The 13,341-nt window shown below is 44.1% G+C and carries 14 protein-coding genes; 4 read left to right on the top strand and 10 right to left on the bottom strand.

Features of this window, described 5'->3' with window-relative positions; translation table 11 throughout:
- Positions 1-362: transposase (locus tag GO493_RS29575; protein WP_198315523.1), on the top strand; the 362-nt coding region annotated here is incomplete at its 5' end.
- 139 nt (positions 363-501) lie between these two features.
- Here GO493_RS29575 and GO493_RS29570 read toward each other — a convergent pair.
- Entirely contained in the window at positions 502-759 is a 258-nt protein-coding gene (locus GO493_RS29570; protein WP_157309850.1) for a hypothetical protein, read from the bottom strand.
- Positions 760-790: 31 nt separating this feature from the next.
- Entirely contained in the window at positions 791-2,248 is a 1,458-nt protein-coding gene (locus GO493_RS29565) for an McrB family protein (protein WP_157309849.1), read from the bottom strand.
- A 479-nt stretch (positions 2,249-2,727) separates the two neighbouring features.
- Here GO493_RS29565 and GO493_RS29560 point away from each other — a divergent pair, with 479 nt between their 5' ends.
- Positions 2,728-2,991 (top strand): hypothetical protein, encoded by a 264-nt coding sequence (locus GO493_RS29560; protein WP_157309848.1) that lies wholly within the window; start codon positions 2,728-2,730, stop codon positions 2,989-2,991.
- Between the two features lie 9 nt (positions 2,992-3,000).
- Here the strand turns inward: GO493_RS29560 and GO493_RS31465 are convergent, their stop codons facing one another.
- The 5 genes from GO493_RS31465 to GO493_RS29540 form a co-directional block, all read right to left on the bottom strand.
- Complete coding sequence (locus GO493_RS31465) at positions 3,001-3,393, bottom strand: DUF6266 family protein (RefSeq protein WP_394350753.1); 393 nt, start codon at positions 3,391-3,393, stop codon at positions 3,001-3,003.
- 35 nt (positions 3,394-3,428) lie between these two features.
- Complete coding sequence (locus GO493_RS29555) at positions 3,429-4,496, bottom strand: phosphatidylinositol-specific phospholipase C1-like protein (protein WP_157309847.1); 1,068 nt, start codon at positions 4,494-4,496, stop codon at positions 3,429-3,431.
- Between the two features lie 237 nt (positions 4,497-4,733).
- On the bottom strand, positions 4,734-5,165 hold the full coding sequence (locus GO493_RS29550; RefSeq protein ID WP_157309846.1) for a nuclear transport factor 2 family protein: 432 nt from the start codon (positions 5,163-5,165) through the stop codon (positions 4,734-4,736).
- Between the two features lie 80 nt (positions 5,166-5,245).
- On the bottom strand, positions 5,246-6,220 hold the full coding sequence (locus GO493_RS29545) for a sugar phosphate isomerase/epimerase family protein (protein WP_157309845.1): 975 nt from the start codon (positions 6,218-6,220) through the stop codon (positions 5,246-5,248).
- 160 nt (positions 6,221-6,380) lie between these two features.
- Positions 6,381-6,692, bottom strand: coding sequence for a hypothetical protein (locus GO493_RS29540; RefSeq protein WP_157309844.1), 312 nt, complete (start codon positions 6,690-6,692; stop codon positions 6,381-6,383).
- A gap of 429 nt (positions 6,693-7,121) precedes the next feature.
- On the opposite strand from GO493_RS29540, the gene GO493_RS29535 reads away from it, so the two are divergent.
- Positions 7,122-7,751, top strand: a complete 630-nt coding sequence (locus GO493_RS29535) for a response regulator (RefSeq protein WP_157309843.1) — start codon at positions 7,122-7,124, stop codon at positions 7,749-7,751.
- A gap of 138 nt (positions 7,752-7,889) precedes the next feature.
- Entirely contained in the window at positions 7,890-9,071 is a 1,182-nt protein-coding gene (locus GO493_RS29530) for an AhpC/TSA family protein (protein ID WP_157309842.1), read from the top strand.
- Positions 9,072-9,113: 42 nt separating this feature from the next.
- Here the strand turns inward: GO493_RS29530 and GO493_RS29525 are convergent, their stop codons facing one another.
- The 3 genes from GO493_RS29525 to GO493_RS29515 are packed head-to-tail and all read right to left on the bottom strand — an operon-like array spanning position 9,114 to position 13,330.
- Positions 9,114-9,884 (bottom strand): rhamnogalacturonan acetylesterase, encoded by a 771-nt coding sequence (locus GO493_RS29525; RefSeq protein WP_198315864.1) that lies wholly within the window; start codon positions 9,882-9,884, stop codon positions 9,114-9,116.
- A 10-nt stretch (positions 9,885-9,894) separates the two neighbouring features.
- Positions 9,895-10,590, bottom strand: a complete 696-nt coding sequence (locus GO493_RS29520) for a DUF6250 domain-containing protein (RefSeq protein ID WP_157309841.1) — start codon at positions 10,588-10,590, stop codon at positions 9,895-9,897.
- Between the two features lie 22 nt (positions 10,591-10,612).
- Entirely contained in the window at positions 10,613-13,330 is a 2,718-nt protein-coding gene (locus tag GO493_RS29515) for an exo-rhamnogalacturonan lyase family protein (RefSeq protein ID WP_157309840.1), read from the bottom strand.
- Between the last annotated feature and the right edge of the window lie 11 nt (positions 13,331-13,341).

Here is a 13,341-nt window from a genome sequence, read left to right as displayed (position 1 = left end):
CGGTGAGCAAGGATGAGGCAGAGGGGCAGCTGCTTGAACTGGAAATGAAATGGGGTAAGAAATACCCCGTTGTGTTAGAATCCTGGAATCGTAACTGGGATAAACTCAGCACTTTTTTCAAGTACCCTGCAGCAATCCGCAAACTTATTTATACAACTAATACTATAGAAGGATTTCACAGGCAGATTCGAAAGGTGACCAAAACCAAAGGCGCTTTCACCTCGGATATGGCATTACTTAAACTTATTTATCTGGCTACTCTCAATATTCAAAAAAAATGGACGCAACCACTTCAAAACTGGAGTATCACAGTATCTCAGCTTTCGATTATATTCTCTGATAGATTAAAATTGGAACTATAAAAAACCTCGTTACTGAACGATATTTTTTGGACCTTTGGAATCAATACCCCGCTGCATCAGAAAAAATATCATTCAGTAACGAGGTCTATTAGGTACTTAAGTTTTATTGACACAGTTTATTTTACACACCCAATGCTAACTAAGGATTACGTTTATACAGCTCAGCCGTTTTTTCTAATAAGTTTTTTTGTTCCCTATCAGTAATCTGAACAATCATTTTCCTCTCGGCCGGGCTTATTTTTGTACTCCCCCTTAATTTTCTATAAAATGTTGGAAGACTCCAATCACACGCCTGACAAATCTGGTCCCTCAGTCTATTAGGCATTTCTAACGAGCTGATGTAAACAAATGGAAGTAATTCTTTGTTTACGCTGTCTTTGGTCTGTAACGTTTTCATATGATTCTGTTTTTAATTATTAATATTAGAATTACCAAAAGTGCGTATAGCCGGAACTTTCCAACCTGCCAAGCATCCGGCATAGACGTTCATTGGTCTGGTTATACTTATTCCTGGTATAATCAACTAATTCTTTGAGCACATTTCCACAATTTGACGTACTCCCGAATATCCTGGGAATGATTTTCATAAAAATCGCTTCGTCCAAGCATGAATACAGCCATTCATATTTATCATTATTTTCTGCTATAAGATCAGCGTTATGCTTACAGTATAATAGGATCTCGTCACGAACACGATAGCCAAACCGGAACTTTGAATCACATAAAATATGGTTAATTTTTTGTAACTCCGGAATGACTTTGTTACCAATGTCAGGCCTATCTGCATAAGCCTCATGACCGGTAATTTGTGAACTTAGCAAATGGGAAGGCTTTATTGGCTCATCAGGATAATCCCAATGAGAGGTTTTACTTTCAAGGCCGGAATACATGTCAATATCATTCATTTCTATGGTCATAGCTCTATCAAGTACTTTATTGCTGAAAGTATGGGTAGTTTCATCTATATTAACAGTGCCGATAACTATTAAATTAGGCGGCAGGGTAATACCTTCTGTAAGAAATTGCTCTCGTATATTACTGTATGAAGATGGCAATGCTATCGTGTCCCAAAAAGCATCTGATCTTTCAACATACATTCCTATTTCCGCCGCTGTAATAAACGCATCCGTACAAAGCTTTTTACCGATATATTTCCGGCTTTCCAGGATACTCAGATAATGCGAGAAATAACGTTCAACAGGAGCTAAGTTCATTTCGTCAAGACATAAAATAAAAGGTACATCCTGATAGCACCAGGCTTTAACCAGATGTTTTATAAAAGGAGTTGGGCGATATTCCAATTTGCCTTTAATCTGTGTGGGATAACCGATGATCTCTGTAGCTTCATGCCAATTTGATTGAACCTGTATAAGAAGGAAATTACCCGGACTGTTTGATACCGTCCGTAAGTTAGCAGGACATGTCTGATAGGCTATAGTCCTTGCTATTCTGGATTTACCAGTACCGCTAATGCCAGCAAGCAGCACAAAGGGCTTAGTTTTTATGGCCATCAATATCTTTCGATAAGGATGCTTGAAATCTATTATAGTAGAAAAACTGCTGTAGTCCCTATAATCCATTATATAATTAGGGTACTGTATTGAACTTTCATTCTTATTTTCCGGCTTTACCTCATTGTTTTTTTGCATAATCCCTTTGCAGGAATTACTTACATTGTCCGGTACGGCTTTTCTATTACTAGCTCTCTTTTTTACCGGTATTATTAAAGGATAATAATTTTCAGGATCATCATATAGAGATACCTTTACACCTTCCATAATACCAATGGTAGAAGGCTTTAGTTTACCAGCATTTAAATACGCTTTGTATTCGTCTTTGCTTTGCAAAAAATAATCTTCTTCTTTACTATAAATAACCTTCTTCATGACAATGCTTATATAGTTATAAAAGACCGTAACAAGAACCCAACGGCCGCAACCTATGCCGCTGTACAGGGACAGTAAAATGCCGGGTCGAAATATATTTTTCGACAGCGTATATCAAAAAGTGATAATTGAATTATGAAATGGTCAACGCTAACAATTTGAAGAAAATACTTTCGAACATCATGAGTTTGCCTTTAAAGTGAGGCAATAGGGAACCGGCTAACAAACAAAACGCACGGTACCCAACTTGTTATTTGAAGCCAGACGGGCGAAGAAAGGCCCACGCGCTTTGTTGTGGTCATCTTCTTTCTCATCCGGCGCTCCAGGAATGTCCTATTTTCCTGGCTAGAATTAAAAGATGCAGCTTCATAACTTATATCTGAAGTTGCAAAATTATTTCCCAGCTAAGATAAAGAAAATTTGGATATGGTGGTCGATCGGCCACCATATTTTTTTAACTATTTACTCAACTTGCTCCTATGGATAATGAGCTAAAAGATTATATTACTGTCAGGTTAGGTCAGGTTTTATCAAAAAGTCTTGAAAAGACTGATAAAGGATTACGTGCAACTGCCAGAGATGATAATAGTATGGATCATTCATGGCTGTTAAAGGTGCTGAATGGAGAAAAGCATATTAAAGTTGAAAGTCTATTTAGTATTTGCCTCGCAATAGGCATAAAACCATCAAAAATACTTGCTGAATTCGAAGATGAGGTTTTCGAAAAAAACAAGAAATTTTAGCTTTATTTATCAAAAAATGAAGCCCCCAGTATAAATACTATTACTGTACTGTACATTACTTTCTCCTCTAAACGCCATATAAGTCTCTCTTCTTTGTTGTTTCCAAGCCTGGAGCAATTCCAGCACTTCCTGACCAGCCCTTCTTTTTGCCCCACATAGATTATAAACAGCCTGTTTTAGCTCCGGAGCGTATGCCAGCAGCATTACATGATCTGTACTATTCGGGTAATTAGAAGCTGGTATCCAATTAACTAGCAAACCATCACCGACTATCGATATGGAAGGACTAAGCCCCTCCATATTGATCGGTCCTTCTGTAAGCCGAAGTTTGCTATAGTCAATTTCATAGTTGGGATAATTACCTGCAATGGCGTGTGTTAGCTGATAAGTGCTATACGAAATTTCTGCATTCCCCCGATAGCCCCCTCCTTCTAAAATCAGCGCTCTGAAAGTCTCACATAACCCCCATCCATAAAACTGATCACATAATCAGATTTGAAAAAAGTACTCTTCTGATAATAATCTGTTGTAATGATCTGGGCGCCGGACTGACAGGCCGCATCGAAATGGCTTTTGTCATTTGCCCTTGCCTCCCTGGTGTCAGCATCTGCGCGCGTTCTCACCATATATCCTTTCTGCACCATTTCACGGATCTTTTCCTGGTCCTTCACAGGATCATTGATGATCATAAAAGCAGCTTCCGGGTTACCGGCAGGCACATTTACAAACAGGGCACGGCCTTTCAGTGAAAGATGTCCTTTACAGTACATGGCTGTCTTCTCTTCCTTTTCATCCAGGATAAAAATGAATTTACCTCTTGAGACCTTCAAAGCAGGCCAGCCATTGGTCAGTACTGCGTTTTCCAGTGTGGGATATTTGCCCCTGATATCGTCAGGTGTAATGATCTTCTCCCTGCCAAGAACAGTTGTTATGACCTTATCAAGTGAATCAAATGTAGCTGCTGTAAATTTTTCAGGCACGGTAAATCCGGTGTCTTTTATTGCTTCATCTTTTGCGTTCATTGTGATGAAGATTGGGCTATGGTCTTTATGCTGGTCAGACCACTGTTTCAGTTCCTCTAATCCTTGCTTAAAGGTAAGGCAGTGACTTCTGAAATCCAGGTCAGGAATATGGAAGACTTTAAATCCTGGTTCCGTCATTACACCGTTTGCACCATAAGGTGCTTCCTGGTTTTTACCTTCCAGCTCCAGTCCGTGCGGATGCGCATACTTTCCGCCCTTGCTATCTGCATAAACGTCAATCTCAAGCCCTCTCAGCCCCAGCGAAAGCTGCTCTGAAAGGCCAATATGACAATATTCCAGGGATTCTGCCGCTTGAGGGTTCCTCTTTTTCAGCATGTCCAGCAAAGCCGGGTCTATCGCCTGTTTATAGCTGTTATGAGAGCCTATTACCTGTATCCTGTTGATGGGTGTATTATCTTCCGGGCCGGGTCCTGCGCCAAATGCCACTGTGGTCAGCAAAAGGGCCGCCATTAAAATTTTCATAGTATTTCTTTTCAGATAGCGGTAAAGGTAAAATCTTTTATCGCATACATCATACCGGTCATAAAATGATAACATATTCGGCAGTAATCATCTGCTATCTTCTTCATAAATGTGGGAAGTCATTCAAATAAACTGTCCTTATCTATTCCGTCTATGCTGTCCTGTTTTCTCCTGGTATGCAAAATGTAGGTGCCGGAGAAAACAATGGTGGAGATTGCTTCAATACGAGGTTTGGGACTATTGCATGTTTAGTAAAGTAACATGTGCGGCTACTGCTACCCATTTATTATTTCGTTTTATATAGAGATCGGAGTAGCAATTTTTACCTTTTATCTCTTTTCCGTTAATTCTTAATATGAAAGTAGTGGTAGCAGTGATCAGTCCTGTATTGCCGAAGAGCCTCACCTCAGCGCTGTCAATATGAACGCTGACTGTTTCCTGATTGGGTGCCATGAGGTTCGTCAGCACATCTTGTTTGCTCATTTTGGTTCCTTTGGGAGATACCAGTATGAAATCGTCCGCAAATATCCTGCTTAGCGTGGCAGTATCCCGCGAAGCATAGGATTTAAGCCATTGTTCATTAAGAGTAAGTATTTCCTGTTTATCCATTTCCTGTGAGAAACTCAACAGGGGTAATATAAGTAGGGTCAATAGCAATGTATATTTCATACAGAACATGTTAACTAAAAACTAAACGTATGCTACCGGAGCAATATCCTATAGCATACGTTTAATTCTTCCTGATACTATCAATGCTTCAGCAAATTCTTATTTACATAATCATAGCTTTCCTTAATACTTTCAAACGGATCGATCGTGATCTTATCCTGCTCTACAAAAGCATACTTCAAACCTGCAGTGCTGGCATTTGCGAAGATCTTTTTAAAATCTACTGAACCTGTACCCACTTCCGCAAATTTCACTTTAGGCAGGATCTGCATAGCGGTCAGTTTATCTGCATCACCACCTGCAATTTTCTCTGAAGCGCTTTTATCAATATCCTTTACATGCCACATCACATATCTTCCCTTATTCTTCCTGAACATTTCTACAGGGTCCATGTTAGCCTTGATTGCCCAGAACAGGTCCAGTTCAAAACTTACCAGCGATGGCTCTGTTTCTTTGAGCAATACATCGTAACCTGACATCTTCACATCCGGCTGCTGTTTGAACTCCCAGTAATGGTTATGATAACCGATCTTCAGACCGGACTTTTTTGCTGATTCTCCCGCTTTATTCAGCTGTTCTGCCATAAACTGGTAATCGCTGCCGGTCATCTTATCCCAGATACCCATAGGTGGCACCGGCACAACCAGGTATTGCTGCCCCAGTTCTGCTGCTATTTCCAGTTGTTCTTTCAGGGCTTCGTCTTTACCGTTGCCTCTGGTGAGATAATCATTTAGCTGGTAGTGCCCGCTGTGGGTAAGCAGGTTATTGGCATTCAGCAGTTTTTTCAGTCCTTTGGTGTCCAGGCCCCAGAACTGTTCTGTCTGCCCCGGCGCTTTATAGCCATAGAAAGTTTCTACATGTTTGTAGCCTGTTGCAGCCACTCTTACCAGGGTGTCCGTTACATCTTTGGCCAGCTGCTCACGCAATGTGTATAGCTGGATCCCGATATTGTGAACGGTGTTCTCTCTTCCTTTGCTGAAAATCCCCGAGGGGTTAACCATTAATCCGGCAGCTATCAGACCGGCCTGTTGAATAAAGTTTCTCCTTGAGCTCATGTTGATTAGGTTTAACGTGGCATGCGTGGCATGGTACGGGAATGAAAATACTGAAAAAACTCAGATTTTCTGACACAATATGATGAGTATGGCTATAATGTAAAAATAAAAAATCCGGGACCTGAGCCCCGGACCGTATATAATAAAGTTGTTTTCTGCCTTATCTTACAAAAATGCTGAACCATAACAGGGCTGCCGCTATCAGGATAAGACCTGTAAAGGCTATCCAGCCGTTCTTTGGCCTGGGAAGCGCATTCAGGGCCGGTAGCAGGCTGTCATTCACTTCATACAGCTTGTTGTCTGTTTTCCGGATGCACCACTGGGAACCCAGGGGAAACAAAGGGATCCAGTAAATGTGCGCATAATTCTGCCGCAGTTCAAATTGTACGATTCCCGGAATCTGTTCATTGATCCCGATTTCAGCCAATTGTGCTGATCTGACCCGGTAACTGTTCCGGCCGTAAATGATCATAGGTAGAGGTTTAAGGTGATGCTGGTTTAAAAAGTTGTCCCACTAATATATAAAGATTAAAGATAATAAAAAAGAATCATATTTCATAACAAGGTTATTTTTCAGATAAAATATCAAAAAACACCCTTCCATTTAAGGGTAAAACCGCTTTTCTGAGAGAAAAGATCAACCTTGCGGCCTGCTTTTTGAGAACCATTGGGAAGGGCCTGCTCTTACAGGCCCCTCATCTCAAGGTATAGGGATAGATAGGATAGAAAGTATTGGAGGGGATTTTCTTTCACATGAAACGAATTTACATATCTTTGTATGTTATTTAATTAGAATTTATTGTTACAACATGTAGTATTAATACTACAGGAATGCAAAACCGGAACGGTATCAGGATTGTTATTTAAAATGTTGTAACGTATTTTTATATAATGACTTACTATGCCTAATATTCTTGTTGTAGATGATCAGGAAGTTGTCCGGTATGGCACCAGCCTAATATTGCAAAGGTCGATAGATAATGCGCACGTATCTGAAGCTTCAGATTTTGAAGAAACACTCAGGATACTTGCCACCCAGCCTTTTGATCTGGTTATCCTGGATATTGATATGCCGGGAGGGAACAACCATCAGATGCTGGACATTATCAGGTTAAGGCATCCGCACATCAAGATCCTTATTTTCTCCAGCTATGATGAACAGATCTTCGGCTGGCGCTACCTGGAAGCAGGGGCTGATGGCTTTTTGTCTAAAAAAACAGGCATAGAAGAGATCAAAAATGCAGCTAAATGCCTGCTGAGAGATGAAAAATATCTTAGCCCCACTCTTAAACAAACCCTGCTCAACAACATCTCTAACAAAAAAACAGCGGCAGGCAACCCTATTCACCGTTTATCCAACAGGGAGAATAATATTATGCAACTCCTGATAAAAGGAGCCAGCGTTGCTGAAATTGCCGATAAGCTCAGCCTGCAGATATCCACCGTAAGCACCTATAAAAAAAGGATCTTCGAGAAATTACAGGTATCAAATGTTATTGAAATGATAGAAAAAGTACAGCTCTATTCCTGATCACCACTTCAGTTAATCCCCTTCTCCCTCAATGCTCAAAACATTGGGCTTTTATTAAATAATTATTATATTGAATCCAGAAAGCAACTAAAATCACTTAACCACCATTATGGGAATACAGATTCCCGCCACACACCTATGAAAAGACTACTTTCCGTTGTTACAGGAATGCTTGTAACCTCACTGAGCTTCGCCCAGGAAAAACGCGGGGCATTTGAAATCACAGGATCTGTTGCAGGTAAAGAAAACGGGCACGTTTATCTCCGTTATGGCAATGGATTTTACATAGAGGACAGCACAAGCATCAAAAATGGGACATTTACTTTTACAGGCATGTTAAGCGAACCCGTCATAGCCACTATCAGCGGAGATGGGGATGAAGGCATAGATTTTTACCTTGACCCGGGAAAAGTACAGGTAAAGGTAAATTCCCCCATATTTAAAGAAGGTGCTATCACCGGATCGGCTTCACAGGAAGAATATGCCGAGCTGCTGGCTGCCAGGGCCCGCGTACAACAGGCACAGGCGCCTCTCTTCCAGGCATATGACGATGCCAGCAAGCAATACCTGGCTGCTATCCAGGCAAGGAAGACGGATACAGAATTACGTACATTGAAGGCAAAAGCAGATGCGGCCAAAGCATTACTGCAACCCCTGTATGAAGAATCCAGGGCAGCCTCTTACAGCTTCTTCCGCACACATCCGGAATCTTATGTTACAGCAGCAGAACTCCGCAAGTTCACTACTTTCATGAAAGCAGATACGCTCAGGCAATATATCAGTAAACTGGCTCCCTGGCTGCAAACCAGCGTTTACGGGAAAGAACTGACAGATATCCTGGCTAAGATACAGAACGGTTCTCCAGGCAGCAGGGCGCAGTTATTCAGTCAACCGGATATCAACGGCAAACCAACAGGCCTGATGGATTTCAAAGGCAAATACCTGTTGCTGGATTTCTGGGGTAGCTGGTGCCTGCCTTGCCGTAAGAACAACGCTCACCTGAAATCATTATATGCAATGTATAAGGATAAAGGATTTGAGATACTGGGAATTGCTGATAACGACGGTAAGCCGGATGAATGGAAAAAAGCTGTAACGAAAGATGGTGTGGGAGCATGGCATCACATACTCCGCGGCCTGGATACTCAGAAATTCAAAGAAGATGGCAAACCACAACCAGGCGATATATATAGCATGTACGGTATTCACGCCGTTCCTACTCAACTGCTGATAGATCCAAACGGAGTGATCATTGCAAGGTATGGTAGCGGTGGAGAAGAATATGAACAACTGGATACTAAACTGGCAGAGATATTTTGATTCTTTTAGATTGCAGGCCTGTGGCCTGCAATCAATCTGTTCCTATTTAAGATAATCGTTTAGCTTTAAAGTCTTCAGAGATCTTATCCCCTCTACAACTTCCGCAGCATTCAGCCTGGCGCCTGCCTCAATTGTATGTGTATGATCTTTCGTTCCAAAATAAGTGGATGCTACCTTCTCTTCCCCTTCCCTGTCATAAACATCAGCTACAAGGGCATTCAGATCAATGAACAACGCCCCTTCCTTCTCAGCCGTCTGCCTGGCCCACAAACCATAATCCTGCGATCCCCTCGCTACTTTACCATCTTTCCAGACATTCCTCGGCACCAGTGAACAAACAACAGGTATAGCACCTTTCTGTTTGGCTTCCCTGATCAGCTTTGCAATATACCAGCCATAAGTATGCACCACTTCCTGCTTCTTCAGGATAGGATTGTATATCTCTTTACTCTCATCTCCTACTCCCTTAATACTTCCCCTGGCCCGGGCAGTATCATCCAGCGGACCACCATCATTATGCCCGAACTGGATCAGGACATAATCTCCCGGTTGCAGCTTAGCCAGTACGCTGTCCCATAGCCCTCTTGTCTGAAAGGAACGGCTGCTGGTACCCCCCAGCGCCTTGTTGTGAATAGAGATCCTGCTGGTATCAAAATACTCTCCGATGAAATGCCCCCATCCCCACTGCTCATTATCTCCCTTGTCTTTCCCGTTCTTTACAGTAGAATCCCCGATAAGATATAATGCCGGTTTGTTTTGCTGTGTACCGGAAATGAAAACCACAGCCATAATTGTCAGTAACAGTTTATACATAACGATAGAATTAATGCAGCTGGTAAATACGAACGTTGCTGATCTCCTGCCTGGACCAGGTAGAGCGGAAACCAAAGTATCCTTCTTTCAGCAGAGAAGGATCAGCATAACTGAAATACTGTTCTCCGTTTACCCAGTAGCTGGTCACTCCGTCCTTTACAATGATCCTGATACGGTATACTTTATCTTTCGTTAGCAGATGCGCTGTATCCTTATATTCCTGCAACAGTTTCCGTTCGCCGTTGCCTTCATATTTTCTGAAGCGCGTAGTGCTGTTGGTATTGCCTCCCATACCTACATAATACAACTGCAGCGAGTCATATTCTTCCAGTACTCCGCTGCGCGTAAAGAGATGGCTGTTACGCGGGTCTTTAGCCATCCAGAACTGGTTCAGATCAGACAGGCGGTCGTTCGGTTTTCCTGTTGTAAGCACTCTGCGCGTGTATTCAATACTGACGTTACCGCTCAGCAGTTTGTTCAGCCATACTGTAACGCCTCCTTTTGTGTCCAGTATCAGCCGCCCGTTCTCTACATATACTCTTGAATTGGGAACGGGCGCTACTTCTGCTATCCAGGTAGTGCTATCCAGTCCGTTCTTAAAATTATCTTTAAAAAGTAAGCTGTGTGTCCTATACTTTCCTGCTTGTTGGGCTGTTATTGTGGTGGTGGTGAGTAAGAGCGCCAGGGCAGTGATTAGCAAACGCATATCTATTGGTTTTGAGAGGCGGTCAGCCATTAATATAATGATCTCCTGCATAGTCCAGCAACGCCATAGCGGCCAGTCCCCACTGGGCAACCGCATTAGTGCTGATACCATCTGCTTCTGAGATAGGGTTCAGTACTGCCGGTCCGCCGATAGTGTGCAATGTATCTGAGAATTTACGTATGCCCGCTTCCCCTCCAAGAAACTCCCGCCATGCCCTTTCCGCCAGCTGCTTATCTTTCTTCCTGCGGGCGGCAAAAGCAGTCAGCCGGGAGTGTGACTGTCTGAGATTTAGCTTACCAAGAGGTCTGCCCAGCACAGCTTTCTGCTCTTCTGCCGAAGCATTGTACAACTCACAGTATTGCAGCCACGCCTTTTCAAATGCCGGCATATCGACTAATGCTACCAGCTCTGCACAGATCTCAGGCAATCCGAATACGGCGCTAAGATGGGATACAGAGATTTTATCTTTCTTTTCCGGCAGGAACTTGCCCGAAGCCAGCTCCATCTGCGCATTTCCTGTAAAGAACCCATTAGGCTGCGCAGCAATGGTAGCCATACTGTTCAGCAGACGGTCTTTTGCCGTTGTATTACCGGTACGCTCCCATTCCGTCAGCCACGCGGCCGCCAGAGAGCCCCAGTCTGTTCCGAAAGAAACGCCGGCATATTCTCCCTGCGGATCGCCCACCGGCTGTCCTACTTTACGTCCCGGCACAATGGTACGCAGGGTATAAGCGGCATCTACTTCAGCATGCATAAGATCCCCCACACGCTCATCAGCAGTAAGATAGTAGTAGAAACGCCTGTTGGCAACTGTGGAGATGCGTAGCTGTTTAGCGCTGCATCCCCAGTGCTGAACATTATGCCGGGAGCCCAGGGGCGCAAAAGGACCTATATGATGCACATCTACTTCTCCTGTATGCCGCGTCATGGCTTCCGCCATACGGAAAACATCTTTTCTTCCGGTATGCAGGTAGAAGTACCACAACCACAGATCAGTAGAAAGCTCCGAATTATCCCACGCAAAGCCACCTACATCATACCGCCATACATGCCTGTCCTGGTCATAGGAATGCATGACATCGCCATAATTCCAGAAGCCATACCAGTGCCTTTCTTCCACCTGCCGCTGATAATAACCGAAATAAAAATCCAGCTGTTCCTTTATCTTCTCTTTCTCCGGCGATGAGGTGTAAGGTATATTCCAGCTGCCTCCCAGCACACCGGCCTTCTCCCATTGGGATATGGCGAAGGTCAGGTTATGCGGGTCCTGTACATAGGCGGCAATACCTGCCAGCTGCTCATTCGAAGGTGTTGACGGCAACGCCCAGAGCTGCAGTTCACTGGTACGGGCAACGCCCATAGGCGTACCAAATCCGGGCTCATAATCTTCATAGGTAATTTCCAGTCCCTCACGCTGTTTGGCAAAAGTGTCCTGCCCCATGCCATCATGATAAAACCGCAGGTCCATCGGAGCAGCACTTGGCGCCCACAACCACAGCGTAACCTGTCCCATTTCCGTATGCGCGTTCCTGATATCCAGCTGTGCCGGACAACTTTGCCAGAAATTCCTGATACCAAAGGCCAGCCCGCCTTGCGGAGTACCTACATAACCCGTGCCGGCGGCACGTTTTCCATAGGCCGACTGTATCCATCCATACCCTTCACGGGTACGTTTGCGTATCTCAAAAGCGTCTGGTGTAGGCTGGAAGAGTGTATAGTCGCCAAATGCAGGGATATACTGCAAACGGGGCGCTACTCCGTCCGGCAGGGAATCTCCTGCAGGAGTGGCTTTACCTGCCACCTGGGCTTCACGCACTTCCTTGCCGGGATCGCGCCGCAGCCCCGTCAGTCCCTTTACAGCTTCTGCAAAAATACCCTGCCCTTCTCCTGCAAAACGAATGTGCCTGTCCGTTAGCTCGCCGCTCAGCGGTACGTCAAAACGAAGCCCCAGTCCGCGGATGAAGTCCTTATGCTCATCACCGTCGTAAACAATAGTATGTATGATACGGACAGATTCACTGTTCTCATAAAAATAAAGCCGCAGCACAAACGGCAGCCAGCTGCGTTCTTTAGCATTGGTATGCCGCCCTTCCACTTTCACTACAGCACGTATGGGACCCGTTTGCTCTACAGTTACCTTATCTATCTTCCCCTCATACCATTCACTTGTTACCACACCCTCTCCTTCCGTCCCATATGCGTCCTGCGTTTGCAATACCAGCTTGCCGGACAACGCACTGACCTTTCCATTTCTCTTAATACTACGGATAAACGCAGAGCCCGTTCTGCCTATTTCACATTGCAGGAGACCATTATCTATCAGTATACTGTCTGCCTGTTCCTTTACACTCACACCACCTTTTACAATACCCTGCTTAGCAGGCGTCAGCTCCAGTCCCGCCGTCAATCCCTTTCCGGCGCCAATGGCATGGGCGCTCCATTTAAGAGACCCGTCCGGCCAGGTGGCCAGTGGCCACGACTGCACAGGTACCTGTTCTCTACCGCCATCCTGCAGTACAAAGCCGGTGTCCCTTTTTACTGTTCCACGGGGCCATGGCACTCCCCACGTAACACCTGCCGTGAAGCCCGGCGCTTTATTATCCAGCCAGTGCAATGATACTGGCTCTGCTACGGCCATTCCGGTAAATGAAGAAGGTAATGCAGATACAACGGGAAGTCCGGCAGTAAAGATGCCTGTTTGCTTAACAAAATCCCGTCTTGATAATGATCGTTTTTCCATGAATTATAAAG

The organism is Chitinophaga tropicalis (assembly GCF_009758205.1).
Classification (GTDB): Bacteria; Bacteroidota; Bacteroidia; order Chitinophagales; family Chitinophagaceae; genus Chitinophaga; species Chitinophaga tropicalis.
This window is presented reverse-complemented; position numbering and strand designations above follow the sequence as displayed.